This window comes from Lentzea sp. NPDC036955 (assembly GCF_055608005.1).
The window spans coordinates 712,948-730,564 of sequence record NZ_JBVJRC010000004.1; the positions used below are offsets into that span (position 1 = coordinate 712,948).

The window sequence follows — 17,617 nt, forward strand, 5'->3', positions numbered from 1 at the left end:
GAAAGGTGTTGGGGTGAAGGAAGCTCAGGCGATCGAGCGAAGAGAGCCGGTCTGGTCGTCGCGGACGAACTCCACGAGTTCGCGGATGTTCTCGTCCGTCGTGTACGCCGCGCGGACTCGGCGGGGAACGCGTGAGCGCTCGTCGGTGCGGTAGCCGATGCCGGCCGTTTCAGGAATCGCGGGAATCTGGTCGGCGATCGCACCTCGTTCGCGAGCGCCCTCACCCAGCACCATGTCCGGGTGCGTCGGTGACGTGGTGCGCAGGCAGATGCGATTAGGGAACAGGTCCCGGATCGACAGCGTGTCCTTGTCCGGTTCTTGGATGTAGGCATCCGCGACGTGAAGGGTTGCGCGGCCCATCGAGGTGCCCCGAGCCAGCAAGCCCGTGATCTGCCGCGCGTACTCGGGCCTGTAGGCGACCAACGAGCCGATCTCGTCCACGATCAGCAGGTTGAGCGGGTACTCACGCGACGGCTGGACCGACCGCAGCCCTGCCCGCTGCATCCGTTTCTGGGTGCGCTCCATGTCGTCGACCCACATCTCGATCAGCTCCAGGCACTCGCCCGCGTCATCGGCGTAGCGGTTCTCCGTGATCGGCTTGATGGCCGCGAACTCCAGGTACTTCGGGTCGCAGACCCACAGGCGGACGATGCCGTCTCTGATCAGCGGAGCCATCGAGCGCAGCTTGGCGAACGCCAGCGAGTTCTTGCCTGAGCCCGTGCCACCTGCCGTGAGGGTGTGCGTGCCTTGGACGGGTTCGGTCCAGTCGCCGCCGTACTCGTCCTCACCCAGTAGCACCGCCCGCAGATCGACGTCCTCGGAGCGCTCTGGCATATCCGGCGCCGGAATGACTTCGGTGAACGGTTCGTCCCGCTGCACGACGAGCGCCACGTAACCCGGCTTCACCAGCTCGATAGCGACCCGTTCGGCTTCCATCGCATGCGCCAGCTCTTCGGCCTGCCGGGCGAAGTGCATCGGTGACTGACCCTTGGCCAGCTTCACCAACACGGTGTCGATCGACGGCGAGTACGAGCGGACCCGCACCACACGCGGGTAGTTCGTGATCTTCTTCCGGCGGTGCTCGGTTGTCAGCTTGTGCACGTCCATCAGGTCCCGCCAGCGCCCACCGACGTAGGCCCCGAACCACCGCCGCTGCCAGGCCCGCAGTGTGGGCGCGGCCAAGGTGTCGAACGAGTCCGGGTGACCCCGGTACCAAAGCCCGGTCGCACCAGCCGCGCCGCCGAGGACGTAGCCCGTGACGGTCGGGCCGAGCGTGCATGCACCGGCCGCGACGGCAGACGGGGCGAGCATCCATTCCGGGTTCCTGGCCAGCCACCGTGCCGCGCGGAACTCGGCGGCTACGACGCGCTTGCTTGCGTTCCACTTCCAACCCATTGCAGTACTCCTCAGGGAAGTGCGACGGCCGACCCTCGAACGTGTCGAAGATCGGCCGCCGCGTTGATCAGTGCGGATTCAGTTGTTGGGCAGTTGCCCGCGGGCGTAGGACGCCTCCGTGGTCAGCACGCTGACTGAGCGGACGAACCGGCGCCGCAGGTCCGTGAAGCCCTCACGGCGAACCGGGATTCCGTCCATTGCCGTGCGGAGTTGCTTCATCGCCTGGTCCAGGTTGGACACGGCGTTGTCGAGCTGGTGAGACATTGATCAGGCTCCCCACTCTTTGGCCTTCAAATTGATCTCGTGCCGCTTGGCTTGCTCCCGCAGCGCACTGAGGTCGTTCCGCGCGGTCCGCAGATAGCCCTTGAGTTCGTCGGGTGTCGCGACCTGCCAGCCACCGGCCTTGCCGGGCTTCTCGCTCATCCGGTTGATGAGCTTTTCCAGCGGCACCAACAGCTCCTCAACGAAGTCCATCGCGCCGACGAACGCGCCGTACTGCTGCTGTGCTCGCTCGTTCAACATCTCTTGGATCAACTAGCCACCCTCTCAGTCCTCAAGTCGCCGACGTAGATGAAGCGGTACAACGCTTGCTGCAACTCCAAGTGGTCACGCCAGCTCTCGCCGACGCCCGGAAAGCCGTGCTTCGTAAGGACTTCGCCAACCTCATGAACGAGGCCGAACGTGAAGCGCGGGTCATTGCCGTCCGGATCAGCAAGTTCGATCGGGTACGAGCGCTCATCCATGCTGAAATTCCTTTCGGGAGGCACGGCAAACCCAGGAACGAAGGCGTACCTGGATTCACCGAATCTCCCGGAGCACATGAAATGCTCCAGATTTAGGCATGGTTCGACTCACTGTGGAATTCTCAAAGAACAAAAATGAGTGCCCTGGCCCGACTCGAAGCGGGCTACCGGCCTACCGGGCAGGGCTTGCGGGGCTAAGCCGCGGGAGCGGACACGATGCGTGCCGCAGGGGTGAGGCCGTCTGCCTTGAACCACAGGCCGGAGGCGGTGATCTTGCCGTCCTCCCCGCGCATCTCGTAGGTGTTGATCACGGGGTTGATCAGCTCGACGTAGTCGCCTTCCTCGAACCCCGCACCGGGGTCGCCGGGAAGGTTGACGCGGATCTCCTCGCCCTTCGTCTTGCGGCGGCCTTCAGCCGGACGGGCCTTGGCGAACAGCACCACGACGAACTGCTCTTCGTTCGTGTTGCGATCGACCACGGGCACCAGCTGGCCGCCGTCGAGCTCGCGCATCTTCACGCAGGGCGCTTCGGTGATCAGGAGCTTGTAGTGGGACAGGATCACGGGGATGTCGTTCAGAGCCATGTCGTACCTCCAGTGACGAGCAACCGATACATACCAATATAGAGCAGTATGGATCAGCTGGCATAGTCCAATCGGGTGACCTATGTCAGTGAGGGTGATCAAAGTTAGTCTGATGTTCGTGAGTGACCAGCCAGGACTAGCCGCGTACCAGCGAGTCGTGGAAGCGGTGAAGAAAGACATCCGGTCCGGAGCCCTGAAAGTGGGCGCCCGTCTACCCGGTCACCGCAAACTCGCCGAGCAACACGGCGTCGCACTCGGGACCGCGCAGAAGGCTGTGCAGATCCTTGAGACCGAGGGCTGGGTGGTCTCGCAACCCGCCGTAGGCGTCTTCGTTCAAGAACCGCCGGCCGAGGATCGAAGCCCGGCCACGATCGAGACGGTCATCCGCCAGCTTGATCAATTGCAGGCGGCGGTCTTGCATCTGACTGAGCGTGTCGAGCAGCTCGAAGCCGCCGACGATCCTCGATCTGTTCCACCTTCTCAGTGACCCTCGTTATGGCGAACTGCAACTGACGCAGCCTGAGGCTGATGAATTCCAACTCATCCGGTGTTCCGTTCATGTAGACATAGAACGGCAGGTGAGGGGGTGCATTGCAGTGTGCTCAAGGGGGTGCATTGATGCACGGAAGGGGTGCACGGGAGGTGCACGGCGTGCAGACACGGTGATCATTTGACCGGCAACAGCGAACCGAACAAGCTCCTAGCTGCGGTGATGTCGGAAGCCGACATGAGCAACAAGGGGCTTGCCGCACGAGTGCGAGAACTTGCCCAACGAGACGGTCAGACCATCTCGGCCGATCACGTGTCCGTTCGTCGCTGGCTGGATGGAACGCGGCCAAAGGCTGCAACCCAGAACTACATCGCTCTTGCGCTAGGAGCCAAGCTCGGCCGGCGCGTCGACCTCGGGGAGATCGGCTTCAACGGCGGTCTTCAACCCGTCGGCCCCGATGCGACTGAGCACGGTGCGGAGTACCCGCCGAGTGCAGACGCTGCCGTTGACCTGATGAGCCAACTCACCGCGGCTGACCTCGAAGATCAGCCTGCTCTTGTGCGTTCCCAGTGGGCGCAGGAGGCGACGCCGAGCATCATCACCGGCTACCTGTTCGGCGACTCGCTGCACGTGGCGGAAGCAGGCGAGTTGCGTCGAGGCGGGGGAGCGGCGGCATCGGCGATCCGCGCGACGGCGGCCAACCTGATGGACCTCGACTTCAAGTACGGGGGCGGGCACGTCCGGAAGATGCTGCTCTTCTACTTCAAGACCGAGATCACCCCGCTTCTGCAGGGCGTGCACAGCGAGTCGGAGCGGCGCGACCTGTTCAGCGCAGCCGCGGAGGTGGCGCAGCTGCTCGGCTGGAGCGCCTACGATGCGGGCCGCCACGGAGCAGCACAGCGGTACTTCGTGCAGGGACTCCGTCTTGCCCGCGAGGCTCAAGATCCTGTCCTGGGCGGACGGTTGTTGGCGAACCTCAGTCACCAGGCGAACTACCTCGGACGCTTCAACGACGCCGTCCAGTTCGCGCGTGCAGCGCAGGGCTCGACCATCGCCAAGGCCACGCCGGCGGTTACGGCGATGTTCCTCGCGATGGAGGCCAGGGCGTTGGCCAGCAGCGGCCAGGCCCGAGAGTTCGCCCGCGTGATGCACGAGGCGGAGCGCTTCTTCAGCCAGCACGTCCCTGACGACGAGCCGCCGTGGATCAGCTACTTCAACGCCGAGGAACTCGCGGGGGAGGCCGCCCACGGCTTCCGCGACCTCAAGCAGTCGGAGAAGGCCCGGCTCTACGCCGCCCGAGCCATCGCCCCGGACGACACTCCACCCCGGACGCGAGCCTTCATCGGCATGGTCTCGGCCGCCGGGGCGCTCACGAACGGAGACCTGGAGGAAGCCGTTGACCTGGCGATCGACGCGGTAGACCTCGCTGGTCCGCTGCAATCGAGCAGATATGTGCGCTACCTGACCGACTTCCACGCGCAGCTTGCAGCGCTACACGCAAACGATCACCGCACGCGCCTGTTCGTCGAGCGGGTGATTCGGCACTATCCGGGCCTTGACCTCGGAACTGCCGCTCTGCTGACCAGAATCGCTTAGAAGGGCCGCCACGGTTCCGTTGTGCGGCCGGTCCGCATGGTCTGAATCCGTGTGGCGTACTCGGCAGCGACCTCTTCGGACTCGTCAACGTTCTGCATGATCCACGTGGTCATTTTGATCTCGTGTGTGGCCTGCAGGACTTCGAAGCCGTCCCACTGCGTCACGTCTCGGCCGTAGGCCTCGCAGAACTCGCCGTACTCGTCGGCTGTCCACCAGCCGGCAGACAGGTACTCAGTCGCAGTCATGGCCAGGTCCCACTCGGGCTGTCCCCACGAGAAGCGCTCGAAGTCGATCAGGAGCGCTGCACCATCACTGATCATCAGGTTCTGAACGTGTGCGTCCCCGTGAGTTGCAGTCGGCTCCAGCGGGAACATGAGCGCGTCGATCTTGTTCCGGAGTTCGGCGACCTTGTCGAGCAGGAAGCGCTTGTCGGCATCTGGCACGCAGGCGGATTCGATCCGAGGTGCGACGCGCTCAAGGATGTCCTGCTCAGGTAGTTCGAACGTCGTCGGTCGCGGCGTCTGGTGCAGCCTCCGCAGCAGTTGGCCGAGGGCGTCGACGTCACTGCGACCCCCGTTACGACCGTCGATGTAGCGCCAGAACGTCACTGGGTACCCGGAGACCGAGATCGGCTGATCGAGGTCGTACAGCCGCGCGGCGGGCAAGCCTTCCTTTGCGAGCCAACTCGCGACAGCCACTTCCTTGACCGCGTCGTCCCAGTGATCCTCGTTCCGGGCGATGCGCACCACCGCAGACGAATTCGGAAGATGGAACAAGGCGTTTTCGCCTAGCCGCATCAGGCGTGAGCCGGTCGAGTCGATTCCCGTCTGGGCGGAGACCTTCTTCAGCACGGCAGACACAAGACCAGAGCTGAAAGGCCCGTCCGGGATGTCTGCTTCAAGCACGTTGCGCACCTTGCCCACGCTAGAGGTCTGGTTCCTGCTCTTCCAGGCTCTTCCGAGTGCCCGCAGGGTTCAATGCCTGAACCTAACACCCGTTCGAGCGCTCAGCGTCGAGGGCTGTCTGGACGCTCGCACGACGCGGCCGTTATCGCTGTCACGTACTCCTCTGAGAGCAACTGGCTGAAGAGGTCTCTGGACTCAGAGAGGCTCAGCGCGACGTTTTCAAGGGTAGCCAGAACCTTCCGGCATCGTGACGTCGCCGCCTCGTCCTGAACGAAAACCCTTGCGAAATCGCAATCCACGACTGCTGTGTCGGGCATCTTCTCGTATTCGTAGAGGGTGAAGCCGGATGACGAGAACAGTTTCTCGTCCGCCGGAACAACGCGAAGTGCCCACGACAGACACCTGAGCAGCTCAAGTTGATCCATTCGCGCGCGGTCGTCTTCGAGCTGTGCTCTGACTGCGGTTTCGTTCACGTAGAACATGCAGTTCGGCCGCTTGGTCGCGCGCAGGATGCACCGGCGTTCTTGTTGGGACTGGACAGCTGTCTGGATCTGCTCGGCGGTTGCCCCGCACTGCTGTAGGACATGCTCCGTGTAGGCGTCCGTTCGGAAGAGGTCCGGGATCATCGTCCCGCCATAACCCGTGATGCCTGTTGCAGTTCGCTCAGCGAAGAGGATCGTCGTGACGTTCGTCGGCTGCTGGGCGAAATACGGCTCGAAGGCCTGCTGGTAGCGATCGATGAACTCGGCGATCCAGCGTCGGTCTTTGCCGCACGCAGTCAGGTACTGAGCAAGATCCACATCAGTCGGATGCACCTTTCCGCGCTCGATGTTTGACACCTTGCTGGGGTCCCAGTCGAGGGCCTTGGCGAACTCGGCCCCCTTGGCGAACCGCTCCCGCAGGGTTCGGAGTTCGTCGCCGAGCTCACGGCTCCGCGGGGTGAGTGGTTTCCGATCCATGCGCTCAGTTGCCTCCGTCTTTCATGATGCTGGCCGTCTCGGCTATCACCTCTATGGACTGCGCCGGACTGAGGGCAACCTGTTGCAGCGCTCTGAAGCTCTGGTTGACCAGTCGGCACACGGTCAAGTCTTCGATGTACCGCGCGTCGCCTTGGCCTTCCACGTACACCGTGTCTTCGTGTTGCGGGTGCGGGAAGGAGAGATGGAAGAATGAACTTTCTGGAACACCTTCGCCGTCTGTGACCTGAACCGTGAACGTCTCGATTTCAGAGAGTCGGATCAGCTGAAGAAGAGCGGAATTCGTAATCGTCGGGTTGCCGACCACTCGGCGAACCGCATGTGTGCTGACCAGGACGTTTACTCTGGGGCTGCGTCCTGTGGTTGAACCCAAGTTGTTCATCCAACGTGATTGCAGCTCCGCCGTGCGTTCTGGATACTCGGCCGGATAGGTAGGGCTTCCAAGGGCGGCGGCAGAGATTCTGTACTCCGGCGTCTGGAGGAAGCGCGGGATCATGTCCGCACCGAAAGCGGAGATCGTCACGGCCTCAAGGTAAGACTCGTCTGCGTCTCTGGTCGCATTCAGCTCCACCGCACCGTGCTGCACGTTCGTGCCTTGAGAGCATCTCCCCGCAGCCGCCTCAGCGCGCCTGACCAGCTGTTTCCAGACGTCATTCGGAAGGTCGTAGACGCGGCCCAGGAGCATAATGTCCAGTGGGTCGAACGGCTTCAAGGCGTTCTCGGTCAGGCTGAGCGTCGCTGCCGAGAACCCAGCCCGGTGGCACGCAGCAGCGAGACTCAGACCAGCCTCGCTCCGCCACCTGCGCAGTTCGCGGCCGATTGCCCTCTCCGCCATTGACGGCCGAAAGTTCTTCGTCACTGCGGCCCCACACCGTCAGTGATCCCGGAGCTGTCGACCGCCTGCGCGGTACGACCTCGTCTTTCGCCACGCTTGAGCAGCGATTCGCCGAGCGAGATGAGAATCTGGCCGAACTCGCGCTCGTTCTGGGGTGGCAGGGTCTCCATGACGATGTCGAACGCGACGCCAGGCATCAGCTCCGAGACCTTGCGGAGACCCGCGACCAGTTCGACATCATCGGACGACAACACGGTGAGCACTCCTCGACACGACAGCTGCAGGGCGCCTGACAGCAGCGACGCTAGATCGACTACTGATCAGTAATCCGAGCTGTCGGCTAGACCAAGCCGGGAGCGCTGCTGCTCAGAGAGGTGCGCCAACACGCGCAGCCAGCCGCGCAGCTTCCGTCGCGACCGAACGCCGAGCGTGCTGTACGAGCGTTCCCAGCACCTTGTGCGCGGCCGGCCGATGCTTCAGGTCCTCGGGTGCTTCACGCGCCGTGGCGGACAGCATGACCAACGCACTGCCGTAGTCACGGCGCTGCACCTGGCCCTTGGCCTGGTCGAGGAGAAACGCCACACGACGCTCGATCGAGGGGGAGCGGTCGTGGTCGATCCGTTCTGCCAACCGCAGCCCGTCCGCCGCCGCGCCAGCTTCTACCTCAACGCTGACCGCGTGCATCGCCACGTTCGTAGGCCCGAACACCGTCCAAAGCGTGTTGCGTTCGCCGGTCCGCTTGGCCAACGGCTCGACCGCACGCACGCGCTCTCTGGCCCTCCACGCGTCACCGCAGCGTGCTGCCGCAATAGACCCAACAAGGAGGAGCGCACCGCGGAGCGCCACGGCGTCCAGATCGTCCTCCATCTGCGGACCCAGCGCCTCCGCCCCGTGCATCGCGACGTCTTCCGCGCCCTCAGCCTCACCATCGGCAAGCAGGACCTGAGCCAAGTTCCATTGCGCCATCGCCAGCCGCAGCGGATCGTCCGCGTCCTCTCCGGCACGAATTGCCCGGTCCGCCGCGAGCATCGAAACGTCGACCCTGCCAAGCCTCTTGGCAACGCTCCGCAGCAGGGCGTAGAGATCAGCAGCGCAGCGCTGAACTTCCCGACGTTCAGCCGCGGACAGGCCCCCGCCATCACGCAATGCTTGCTCGGCCTCGATCACGAGCGCGGGGAGTTCCGGCGTGAGCTGGCTGTATCGCGTGGCTGACGTCTGCCAGGTCTCCCATGCGCTCAAAACGTTGCTGCGCAGGGCCTTCACGTCCACTACCGCGCCGCTAGTTGAGGTCAGCGGCCGGGTAAACGCCCTGTACAGGGCATCTCCCGCCGAGCCTGATCGGGTCGGCGTCTCACGCTTCGCTGCGGAGCTCAACAGCTCATCGGCTGACACGTTCAGCACGTCGGCCAGCTGCTTCAGCACCGTGACCGTGGGGAGCTTGAGGCCGCGTTCGATCTGATAGAGGTAGTCAGGCGTGATGCCGGCCAGCCCAGCAATCACGGTCTTGGACTTCCGCGAAGCGAGGCAGAACAGGCGCACGCGTTCGCCGATCGTGGCTGCAAGCTGCTCGTCCATTCCCACCTCTGCGAAGCGTTGACCTGCACTGATGCTACGCCCCAGCGCGAGACCCCAACCGGGTGACAGACTCGAAGCATGATCGCGCCGAACGAGCCGCGACGGCTCGTGCTCTGGGACATCGACCACACGTTGCTTCAGTCTCGTGGCATGGGGCGCGAGATGTACGAGCGAGCGGTCCCGATGGCGATCGGCCGACCTTTCCAGCAGCTTGCCGACGTGAACGGCAGGACCGAGCTGGACATCATCGCCGAGACTCTGAAGTTGCACGGGGTCGAGCCCACCAACGCGGCAATTGGCAAGTTGGTGAACGCACTCATCGACAGCTACGAGGCTGGCCGCGACGAATTCGCATCACGAGCCCGAGTGCTCCCTGGCGCACGTGAAGCCCTGGCGGCGCTGAAGTCTGAACCGGCTGTCCATCAAGGGGTGCTGACCGGCAATCTTCGGGCTGTCGCGCGTATCAAGCTGGTCGCGCTCGGGTTAGAACAATTTCTCGACCTGAAGACGAGTTCGTACGGCGATGACCACGCCGACCGCGCGGAACTGGTGGCAATCGCCAGGGATCGCGCCGCTCGGCAGCTCGGCGGACAGTTCGGCCCAGACGACACGGTGCTAATTGGGGACACTCAAAAGGATGTGGCCGCAGCATTAACTTCCGGCGTGCGAGTTATCGCAGTGGCGACCGGGCGAAGTAGTATTGAAGAGCTACGGGCAGCTGGAGCGGTTGATGTTCTCAAGAACCTAGAAGATACGGCTAGGGTGCGGGATCTGATCAGACGATAGGCTATTGCCTGAGTGTGTCTGTCCTTCAATTTGAGTGGAGGTGCCAGTCTTGTCGAACTGACTGTGGCTATCAAAATTCAAGCTGTTCTTGCACTGCCTCCGGTTCGACTGTTGTCGTCGAGCGATTTCGAACTTCCTCGACAGAGCCGGTGATTCCCTGAATGTGTGCGTTGTATATCCAATACATCATGCCATCGCGTTCTAGATCGCCAAATACTTGGATAGCGAGGTCTTCGTCGTGTGCGCGCACGGCTAGATGATACTGATCTGCATCGTCTAGCCTCACCCGGAATTTCCGCGCCGGAGATGTTAACGTCTCCAAACCGAAAACTCCAGGTCCTCCTGCATGCTTTTTGGTGAGCAGATGAACTCGGCCGATGATCGTTGTGGGTCTGGACGATTCTTCGCTAGCGGCAAGTTTACGCGAAACCCGTTCGAAGACATCAGTGTCGGCGCCTTTGAATTCAAAAGTGAATTTTGGATTTACTCCTTCGGGTGGGCTTGCGGGATCGTATTCGATCTCGATATCTCCGCCGCTTGAGTCTCTGGAAATGCTGGTCAACGCGGAGGAAAGTTCGTAAGAGAGGCCATTTTGTACTGCTGCATCGAACCCGCTGAGAGAGCCTGTGTTGTAGTAGTGTTCCAGCCCTTCAGCTGCGGCTTCCAGGGCGCCCACCACAGATCGAGTAATATTTCTCGCGGGAGTCGAATCGATCTCGGGTAGGCTTTGCTCGTGACTGCCTGTGCCGCTAAGCGCAATTGGGGTATTCGCTGGAGCGTAAGCAGTGACGACGTAGCTTCCTATAGCTGTCTGGCCCATAAGCACGCTGTCTAGGTACCTGCCAGCGAATTGCCCATGCCGATTACTGTACCGCCGCAGGCGCTCAATGTGAGACTTTGCGCCTGCAATCAATGCGGCTCTCGCTGCGCTGATTAGGTCCTCGCCCTGTCGCCATGGGATCAAGCCGGTCGGAGCCGAACTCTCCTTGCGAAAACGAAATGAATCCGTCAACTCATTCGTCAGTCGTGGAGCTAAGTCCACAGTCCACAAATCGCGAAACGTTGAGCTGCTAAGTTCAAGAATCGCTGCGCGCATGGAATCTTCGAAATCTGGCGCGGTCTTGTCCAGAGGAACAAGGAGAGACCAGCGTCTTCCCCAATCCTCGCCGTTTGCAGGAGGGGTAAGTCGCCTGTAAATTCCTGTTCGTCCGCCAGCTATCTTCCAGCCAAGATCTTCAAGGAGCAGAAGTAAACGATCCGGGTCGATCCGTTCAGGATGATCGGTGAAGGGATGACTCGAACCGTTCATGTCAGCTCCTCCTCTCTGTCCAGTCGGTTCAAGATCTCGGTAAGGGCGCTGGCGTCGAATACATTAGCCGTCGGTATGTGTACCGTAGGAGATTTTACTCCGTCTGCAGCAGTCTCGCCTTCCAGGCTACGCCAGTAGCAGCAGTACTGAAGTTCGAGGGACTCATGGCTTCCTTTGGTCCAGTCTGCTTGCACTGGCGTGGTGGCCATGACGATCAAGATCGCTTTGGGTCCCTTGCGGCGCATGGCGAGTTTCTCAAAGTACTCTCGCTTCTTAAGTTGATAAGAGAAGAAGTCTTTCTGTGGGTCAGGCCTTACCGTGGTGGTATTTTTGAGCTGGGCAAGGACGGTTACTTCTTCGGTGTTCTCTTCTGCGCCTGGACGGATGATCCGAATATCTGTTCCATAGAGATCTCTTTTGGTGACCTCAACGGTGCATCCAGCTGTAGCGGCCACGGCGAATACGTAGCCCTCCTGCAGCTGCTCCATGCACTCTGTGAACGATGACGCGATCACAGGGCGGATATTCACCTGGCGAGCCTTCTTTGGCTCCGTCAAGGCCACCTCCCCCATGTCCTGCGCTTGTTGCAGCGATCAAGCTAAGCGGCAAGCGTATTGGCCATACGGATGAGGTATCTAGATCCATAGGGGTATGCGTTACGGTCTAGCCATCACGGCTTGGCAACGACACGACAGGTGGACCGTTGTCAACTGCGGTGTTCAGAGTTTCTTCTCTTCATCAAGGCGGCCCCTGCGGGGCCGCTGGCCATTCGTGCTTCAGCCGTCGCGGAGTTCAGCCCTCGGCAGTCTTGTCTGGCGCCTCCAAGCGGGCCTGGCGGCCCGCGTCGGCGCCAGCGAGGCAACCGAGGGCTGTCCGCGCCGGCCGAGGGTATGGCCACCGTCCCCGCAGACGCCGCGACAGTCGAACGCAGTCGCCCCATAGGCACGACACGCCGGGGCGCAACCCGACTTTCGTAGGGTCTTGCTGTGGACAACTCGACGTCGTAGGTTGTGGATAACTCGGAACTACCTAGGTGTAGTTCCAGGTCGTAATGAGTGCAGGTTATCCACAGAACACAACATGTCGTATCCACAGCCTGCGGATCACGCTAGATCTTGTGCGAACGTGTGTTCGTGTCGAGTTGCATCCGCTCCGTAGGCGGTTCACACTCCTCCTCAGTAGACAGACGAACGTGCGCCATCGTGCGCAAGGAGTGAGGTGTGGGCCTCATGGGCTGGGGCCGAGGTTGTTCGATGCGGCGGCGCGGTACTGACCCGCTGGTTGCTTGAGCCGCATATGCGAAAGGCCCATGGCAGGAGCACTTGCCATGGAGGCAGGTGGCACCAGACACGGGCCCGGACTTCGCACCCCGACCCTAGCGCGATGAAGCGGCAAGCGCATAACCAGTGCTCGCGGCTGCTTCGAGTAGTCACGGTGTGCCTGCCTGTTACTGAACAGGAGAGATCTTTGAAGGCACAGAACGTGGACATCTCCACGTTGATGTTCACCGAGTACGTCGGCAGCCGAAACAGCCGGCGCATCGACATCGTCAAGGAACAGCGCAGTCTCCACGACGCAGAGGATGGCGTCTGCCGCGCGTTCTATCAGCGTATGAGGGACGCGATGCGTCGTGCGGCCAACTCGCCTTGCCCCGAGAACGAGCTGAACGCAGCAATCGCAAGGGCTAACCGCCGCGGGCAGGAGCGTGCGTTCACCGAGATCAAGACGGGCTTCCTGCCGTGGTTCTCTGGTCTCAAGGCCTCTGGCGTGCGGACCAAGCTGTCCGTGTTGACCGTTGGCGAGTTGGACCTGAAGGTGCAGCCGCACCTGGGGTTGCGTCTGCCTGACGGATCGACGTGGGCGGTGTTGGCCTACCTCAAGGAACCGGTGTTGCAGCTCGACGCTGCCAACATCGCTTTGAGGATCTTGCAGCGGACCGTGGACGAGACCTTGCCTGGAGCGGTTCCTGTAGTTCTGGACGCTCGCCGCGGAAAGCCGTACTTCGAACCGAAGCGCGGCAAGCTCGACCGCCTCGATCCACTGATCGCTGCGGAGGCAGCCGGCTACGTCGTGCATTGGCGGATGGCCGCGTGACCGAGTAGCGGGCGCCGCTGTTTGTCGACGGCGGCCCTTGAGTTGGGACGAGCGCCGTGTCCAAGCTTTCACCAAGCTGGGCACGGCGCTCGGCTGCCGCGCCTATGGACAGCTCAACGCCTTGACGGCGTCGACCAGCCCACAGGCTTGCCCTCGAAGCGTGTTCAACGACTGCCACTCGGTACGCCAGATATCCGCTTCGCTGCGCCGGTCGGCCGGACGCCGGCCTTTGGAACACGTGTGGAACGCCGGTCGGTGATCGAGTTTGGGGTGAGCCTCCGTCGCAGGTCAGCCTGGCATCAGTCGAGCTGGGGTAACTCCGCACGATGGAACTGCGCGGCTGACCTCACCCACGCGACCATCACGATCTGCGCTGGAAGGAGCTCCCGAACCGGGTCTTCGACCAGCGCAGATCCGTTTCCGGGCGAACTACTGCTCCGACACGGTGATCGACATCTCGGCACTATGGAGACCATGCCTGCCGATCCCAACAGCCCCACCACCGCACCGGTGGAGAACGACTACGACCTCTTCGCCGAGAACTACACGGCCGTGAACGAGACCAGCCTCCTCAACGCCCACTACACCCGGCCCGCGATCGTGAACCTGGCCGGCGACGTGACCGGCCGGCGGATCCTGGACGCCGGGTGCGGCTCCGGCCCCATCTCGAAGGTGCTGCGCGACAGGGGCGCCATGGTGGCCGGCTTCGACCGCAGCGCGAAGATGGTGGAGTTGGCGCGGCAGCGCCTCGGCGACGACGCGGACCTGCGGGTCGCCGACATCAGCCAGCCGCTGCCGTACCCCGACGGCGCGTTCGACGACTGCGTCGCCGCGCTGGTCCTGCACTACCTGGAGGACTGGTCCGCACCGCTGGCCGAGCTGCGGCGGGTGTTGAAGCCCGGTGGGCGGCTGATCGTGGCCGTCAACCACCCCATCATGCTCAAGATCCTGGATCGCAAGACCGACTACTTCGCGACCACCAAGTGGACCGACGAGTACGACTTCAACAGCCAGAAGGCCACACTCACCTACTGGCACCGGCCGCTGCACGCCATGACCGACGCCTTCACCGCGGCGGGCTTCCGCACGGCCGTCATCAGCGAGCCGCCTCCGGCGCCGGAGGCCCATGAGCTGTTCCCCGACGAGATGGCGGAGTTCCCGGGCGGGGCCTTCCTGAGCTTCCTGTTCTTCGTCCTGGAAGCCGCCTGACCCGGAGCGGCGGAGCAGTGGATCTGCGCTGGTCGGACGACTTGGAGCAGGGTTCTCGCCAGCGCAGATCTGCTTTGTGCGGGCCTACGCGCCACGCAGCGGCGGGCGGGCCTCCTGGTGCGGCACCGGAGCGGTGTGCCGGGCGTTGATCGCCTGAGCCTCGGCGAGCTGGTCCTCCAGCGTCACGATGCGGCAGGCCGCGTCCAGGCCCGTGCCCTGGTCGACCAAGGCGCGGACGCGGGCGGCGAGGCGCAGTTGGTAGCGGCTGTACCGGCGGTGGCCGCCGGCCGAGCGCTGGGGCTCGATGAGCTTCGCCTCGTCCAGGCTGCGCAGGAAGTTCGCCGAGGTGTTCAGCAGCTCCGCGGCCCGGCCCATCGTGTAGGCGGGGTAGTGCTCGTCGTCGAACTTCTCGGCTGTCGTCTGCGGGTTCTCCGCAGTTGATTCATCTGTGCCAGGGGTCATCGCGCCTCCGCATCACGAGGGGCCCCGATGCCGTAGCACCGGGGCCCCAGGGTTGTTGGGTTTCACTTCCACCTAGCCGACCGTGAGATCGACTTGCTCTGTCCGCACGGCCCCTGTCAGAAGCGGGCACTGCGGGGATCGCGTGTGCGTAACCGAAGACCACCTTCCAATCTGATGGAACTGCGGTACCCGTCCGGCCGAGTTCAGCCGAAGGCGGGCGATCCGATGGGGTGCAACCCTTCCCTTCTCCTCTGATTACTGCTCTTTCACTCTCACGTGGCTGCCGGCACCGGACCTCATGCACATGCCGGTTTCGCTTTCGCCGACTGCCTTCTTGCACATCTCACGGGCAGTTCGTCATCTCCCGTGCCCTGGACCTCTTGTTCGACGAGGAGAATGCTACCCACATCGGACCGAGGATGTCTACCTCCGTCACCACAGATTTTCTCCCGCAGGCAACGTGCACCGTCGACCAGCCGCTCATCGCAGCCCTGCGAGCTCCTACCGCCTGTGGACAACCCTTCAACGGCGCGGGAAGGCCTTCAAAGGCCCATGGAGTTCGATCAACGCGACTACCCGCTCGTTAACGCTCCTGCAGCCCACCGTGTGGACGGTGCCGCTCAACGACCAACGGCCGTATGCGCACCCTTCGGCTCCATACGCTGGCCATCGCCCGGAGGTGCACGCCTAAAAAGAGGAACGGCTCCCTGGCCAGAGGGAGCCGTTCGATCACCTTCGCCGGGCTGAAACCACTCCACACGCGAAGGAGCTTGCGACAAGTGACGTTAGCCAGTCGGTCCGCCGCCCAGAACCACGCGGACGACGAACGGTCGGTCGCGCCTGCCGGCCAGCACGCCTGTTCCCGCCGAAGCGAAGGACCCGCCGAGAACCTCTGGTCCACGATCCGCCACCACACGTCCAGTTGGTCACTGCTGCTGCGCCTGCTCACGCTCGCGCTCGGCGTTGCCTTGTTGTTGGGCGCGGCCACCGCGCTGATGTGGCTCCTCGGCATGAGGGTCGGCATCGCGGGCTTCGAGGTGGCACCCGCGTCCTGAACCGGTGGCCCTCGTCAACGGTGCCGAGGGCCACCGAACGGCAGTAGCCTCCGGCGGGTGCCCACCGTTCTCGTCATCGGCTTCGACCCGCACACCATCCCCGGTTACGACCCGGACGCCGTCGCCGCGGCCATCGAGCAGGGCAGCAGGCTCGTGGCCGAGCTCGGTCTCGCCGAGGACCTCCACCTCGTCGACTTCGCCCAGCTCGGCGACGCCGCGCTGGCCGGGATCGCCGACCGGCTCAAGGTCAAGCGGTACGACTGCGTGGTCGTCGGTGGCGGCATCCGCAAGCAGCCGGAGTTGCTGGAGGTGTTCCAGCAGGTGGTGAACCTCGTGCACTGGCTCCAGCCGGACGCGGCCATCGCGTTCAACAGCGGGCCGAGCGACAGCGCGGACTGGGTGCTCAAGGCGCTGGAGCAGAGGCGCCAGAACAACCGGCCGTGAACCGCGGCGGCCACGCTTCCGTACCTCTCGTCAGAACTGTGTGCCAAGCGAGCACCGAGCCGGCAGACAGCTCCGCCGGTTCGTCAGGAGGCAACGATGAACACATCACGGAAGCATTCACAGCGGTGCTGACTGTGTGTTAGCAACGGATCGCCCAAGTCATCGGAAACGTGACGAGAGTCACCGAACGGGTGCCCAGGCTTGCCTGTGCTCGTGACGCGAGGTTACGTTCTCGCCCGCCGATAACGGTTTGGTCACTGGCAGGACACGGGAACCGCAGCTCGACGGGTTCCGCGGGTCCGCCCGGAATCCCCCGCCGGGAACGCCGGAGACCAAGCTCCCCGACGCAGGAGGCTCCCCCTTGGCCCGGCACAGCAAGGCCGCCGGCCGAACCGTGTACACGGTCGTGCCCAAAGCAGAAGTGAAGCCCGGTTCCCACCGCGCCGAGGACGACAAGGTCCCGCTCGCCCACCGCGTGAGCGCCATCGTCGTCGCGGCGGGTGTCGCCGCCGGCACGGCCGCCATCGCCAACGCGGCCACCAGTGGCTCCTCCACCGACCTCGCCGCGGGTGCGGCCGAGCTCGGGGCGGCTCCGCAGACGCAGCAGGCCTTGAAGACCGTGCACGACGTCAACCCCGGCGGTGAGGTCGGGCGCCTGCTGCAGTTCCAGCAGATGTACGCGATGCAGACGTTCGAGCAGGCGAGCAAGATCGCCAAGGACGCGCACGCGCAGCGGGTGGAGGCGGCTCGCGTCGAGGCGGAGCTCCAGGCCGAGATGCGCAAGCCGGCCAAGCAGCGCGAGGTCGAGGGCTGGATCAAGGAAGCCATCAAGGTCCTGCAGGCCAACGGCACCAACATCGACAACAGCAGCCTCGACGAGATCTACACGATCATCATGAAGGAGTCGAACGGCAACCCGAACGCCGTCAACAACTGGGACTCCAACGCGCTGCGCGGCACCCCGTCCAAGGGGCTCATGCAGTGCATCGACCCGACGTTCCGCGCGTACAAGCTGCCGGGGTACGACAACATCCTGGCGCCGGTCGACAACATCATCGCCGGTGTCCGCTACACCTACGCGCGCTACGGCGGCTTCCACAACCACCCGGGTCTGGTCAACATGAACCTGGGCGGCGGGTACCTGGGGTACTGAGAACG

Annotated in this window: 21 protein-coding genes; 8 read left to right on the forward strand and 13 right to left on the reverse strand. The window is 63.3% G+C overall.

Translation table 11 applies throughout. From position 1 onward, the window contains the following. Nucleotides 1–24: 24 nt before the first annotated feature. The 5 genes from ACZ7CF_RS16980 to ACZ7CF_RS17000 form a co-directional block, all read right to left on the reverse strand. Entirely contained in the window at nucleotides 25–1,395 is a 1,371-nt protein-coding gene (locus ACZ7CF_RS16980; RefSeq protein WP_470369957.1) for an FtsK/SpoIIIE domain-containing protein, read from the reverse strand. Nucleotides 1,396–1,473: 78 nt separating this feature from the next. Beyond that, entirely contained in the window at nucleotides 1,474–1,659 is a 186-nt protein-coding gene (locus ACZ7CF_RS16985; protein ID WP_253322590.1) for a hypothetical protein, read from the reverse strand. 3 nt (nucleotides 1,660–1,662) lie between these two features. After that, the gene (locus ACZ7CF_RS16990; RefSeq protein ID WP_470369958.1) at nucleotides 1,663–1,929 is read right to left on the reverse strand and encodes a hypothetical protein; all 267 of its coding nucleotides are present in this window, start codon (nucleotides 1,927–1,929) and stop codon (nucleotides 1,663–1,665) included. Next, on the reverse strand, nucleotides 1,926–2,138 hold the full coding sequence (locus ACZ7CF_RS16995) for a hypothetical protein (protein ID WP_470369959.1): 213 nt from the start codon (nucleotides 2,136–2,138) through the stop codon (nucleotides 1,926–1,928). The genes ACZ7CF_RS16990 and ACZ7CF_RS16995 overlap by 4 nt, the downstream gene beginning before the upstream one ends. 194 nt (nucleotides 2,139–2,332) lie before the next feature. After that, complete coding sequence (locus ACZ7CF_RS17000) at nucleotides 2,333–2,722, reverse strand: hypothetical protein (RefSeq protein WP_470369960.1); 390 nt, start codon at nucleotides 2,720–2,722, stop codon at nucleotides 2,333–2,335. Nucleotides 2,723–2,879: 157 nt separating this feature from the next. Here ACZ7CF_RS17000 and ACZ7CF_RS17005 point away from each other — a divergent pair, with 157 nt between their 5' ends. Further along, entirely contained in the window at nucleotides 2,880–3,209 is a 330-nt protein-coding gene (locus ACZ7CF_RS17005) for a GntR family transcriptional regulator (protein WP_470369961.1), read from the forward strand. Between the two features lie 183 nt (nucleotides 3,210–3,392). Next, nucleotides 3,393–4,808, forward strand: a complete 1,416-nt coding sequence (locus tag ACZ7CF_RS17010; protein ID WP_470369962.1) for a hypothetical protein — start codon at nucleotides 3,393–3,395, stop codon at nucleotides 4,806–4,808. Here the strand turns inward: ACZ7CF_RS17010 and ACZ7CF_RS17015 are convergent. The 5 genes from ACZ7CF_RS17015 to ACZ7CF_RS17035 all read right to left on the reverse strand — a co-directional run bounded on the left by ACZ7CF_RS17015 (nucleotide 4,805) and on the right by ACZ7CF_RS17035 (nucleotide 9,100). After that, nucleotides 4,805–5,722 carry an aminoglycoside phosphotransferase family protein gene (locus tag ACZ7CF_RS17015; RefSeq protein WP_470369963.1) on the reverse strand — a complete coding sequence of 306 codons (918 nt, stop codon included), beginning with the start codon at nucleotides 5,720–5,722 and terminating at the stop codon, nucleotides 4,805–4,807. The genes ACZ7CF_RS17010 and ACZ7CF_RS17015 overlap by 4 nt on opposite strands. Before the next feature lie 92 nt (nucleotides 5,723–5,814). Then, complete coding sequence (locus ACZ7CF_RS17020; protein WP_470369964.1) at nucleotides 5,815–6,672, reverse strand: helix-turn-helix domain-containing protein; 858 nt, start codon at nucleotides 6,670–6,672, stop codon at nucleotides 5,815–5,817. A 4-nt stretch (nucleotides 6,673–6,676) separates the two neighbouring features. Beyond that, nucleotides 6,677–7,549, reverse strand: a complete 873-nt coding sequence (locus ACZ7CF_RS17025) for a Scr1 family TA system antitoxin-like transcriptional regulator (RefSeq protein WP_470369965.1) — start codon at nucleotides 7,547–7,549, stop codon at nucleotides 6,677–6,679. Beyond that, entirely contained in the window at nucleotides 7,546–7,788 is a 243-nt protein-coding gene (locus tag ACZ7CF_RS17030; RefSeq protein ID WP_470369966.1) for a hypothetical protein, read from the reverse strand. Before ACZ7CF_RS17030 ends, ACZ7CF_RS17025 begins: the two co-directional genes overlap by 4 nt. A 103-nt stretch (nucleotides 7,789–7,891) precedes the next feature. Beyond that, on the reverse strand, nucleotides 7,892–9,100 hold the full coding sequence (locus tag ACZ7CF_RS17035) for a helix-turn-helix domain-containing protein (protein ID WP_470369967.1): 1,209 nt from the start codon (nucleotides 9,098–9,100) through the stop codon (nucleotides 7,892–7,894). Nucleotides 9,101–9,178: 78 nt separating this feature from the next. Between ACZ7CF_RS17035 and ACZ7CF_RS17040 the strand changes: the two genes are divergently transcribed. Continuing rightward, nucleotides 9,179–9,886: an HAD family hydrolase gene (locus ACZ7CF_RS17040; RefSeq protein WP_470369968.1), complete on the forward strand. Its 708-nt coding sequence runs from the start codon at nucleotides 9,179–9,181 to the stop codon at nucleotides 9,884–9,886. Nucleotides 9,887–9,956: 70 nt separating this feature from the next. Here the strand turns inward: ACZ7CF_RS17040 and ACZ7CF_RS17045 are convergent, their stop codons facing one another. Together ACZ7CF_RS17045 and ACZ7CF_RS17050 are read right to left on the reverse strand one after the other, a co-directional pair. Beyond that, nucleotides 9,957–11,195, reverse strand: a complete 1,239-nt coding sequence (locus ACZ7CF_RS17045) for a hypothetical protein (RefSeq protein ID WP_470369969.1) — start codon at nucleotides 11,193–11,195, stop codon at nucleotides 9,957–9,959. Next, the gene (locus ACZ7CF_RS17050; RefSeq protein WP_470369970.1) at nucleotides 11,192–11,683 is read right to left on the reverse strand and encodes a DUF4365 domain-containing protein; all 492 of its coding nucleotides are present in this window, start codon (nucleotides 11,681–11,683) and stop codon (nucleotides 11,192–11,194) included. The genes ACZ7CF_RS17045 and ACZ7CF_RS17050 overlap by 4 nt, the downstream gene beginning before the upstream one ends. Before the next feature lie 895 nt (nucleotides 11,684–12,578). Between ACZ7CF_RS17050 and ACZ7CF_RS17055 the strand changes: the two genes are divergently transcribed. Further along, complete coding sequence (locus ACZ7CF_RS17055) at nucleotides 12,579–13,289, forward strand: hypothetical protein (RefSeq protein WP_470369971.1); 711 nt, start codon at nucleotides 12,579–12,581, stop codon at nucleotides 13,287–13,289. A 465-nt stretch (nucleotides 13,290–13,754) separates the two neighbouring features. Then, the gene (locus tag ACZ7CF_RS17060; RefSeq protein ID WP_470369972.1) at nucleotides 13,755–14,498 is read left to right on the forward strand and encodes a class I SAM-dependent methyltransferase; all 744 of its coding nucleotides are present in this window, start codon (nucleotides 13,755–13,757) and stop codon (nucleotides 14,496–14,498) included. A gap of 84 nt (nucleotides 14,499–14,582) precedes the next feature. Here ACZ7CF_RS17060 and ACZ7CF_RS17065 read toward each other — a convergent pair whose 3' ends face one another. Beyond that, nucleotides 14,583–14,960, reverse strand: coding sequence for a helix-turn-helix domain-containing protein (locus ACZ7CF_RS17065; RefSeq protein WP_360401810.1), 378 nt, complete (start codon nucleotides 14,958–14,960; stop codon nucleotides 14,583–14,585). A gap of 779 nt (nucleotides 14,961–15,739) precedes the next feature. On the opposite strand from ACZ7CF_RS17065, the gene ACZ7CF_RS17070 reads away from it, so the two are divergent. The 3 genes from ACZ7CF_RS17070 to ACZ7CF_RS17080 all read left to right on the forward strand — a co-directional run bounded on the left by ACZ7CF_RS17070 (nucleotide 15,740) and on the right by ACZ7CF_RS17080 (nucleotide 17,612). After that, nucleotides 15,740–16,015 (forward strand): hypothetical protein, encoded by a 276-nt coding sequence (locus ACZ7CF_RS17070; RefSeq protein WP_470369973.1) that lies wholly within the window; start codon nucleotides 15,740–15,742, stop codon nucleotides 16,013–16,015. A 57-nt stretch (nucleotides 16,016–16,072) separates the two neighbouring features. Further along, nucleotides 16,073–16,459: a hypothetical protein gene (locus ACZ7CF_RS17075; protein ID WP_470369974.1), complete on the forward strand. Its 387-nt coding sequence runs from the start codon at nucleotides 16,073–16,075 to the stop codon at nucleotides 16,457–16,459. Nucleotides 16,460–16,865: 406 nt separating this feature from the next. Continuing rightward, on the forward strand, nucleotides 16,866–17,612 hold the full coding sequence (locus tag ACZ7CF_RS17080) for a transglycosylase SLT domain-containing protein (RefSeq protein WP_360401819.1): 747 nt from the start codon (nucleotides 16,866–16,868) through the stop codon (nucleotides 17,610–17,612). Nucleotides 17,613–17,617 lie beyond the last annotated feature (5 nt).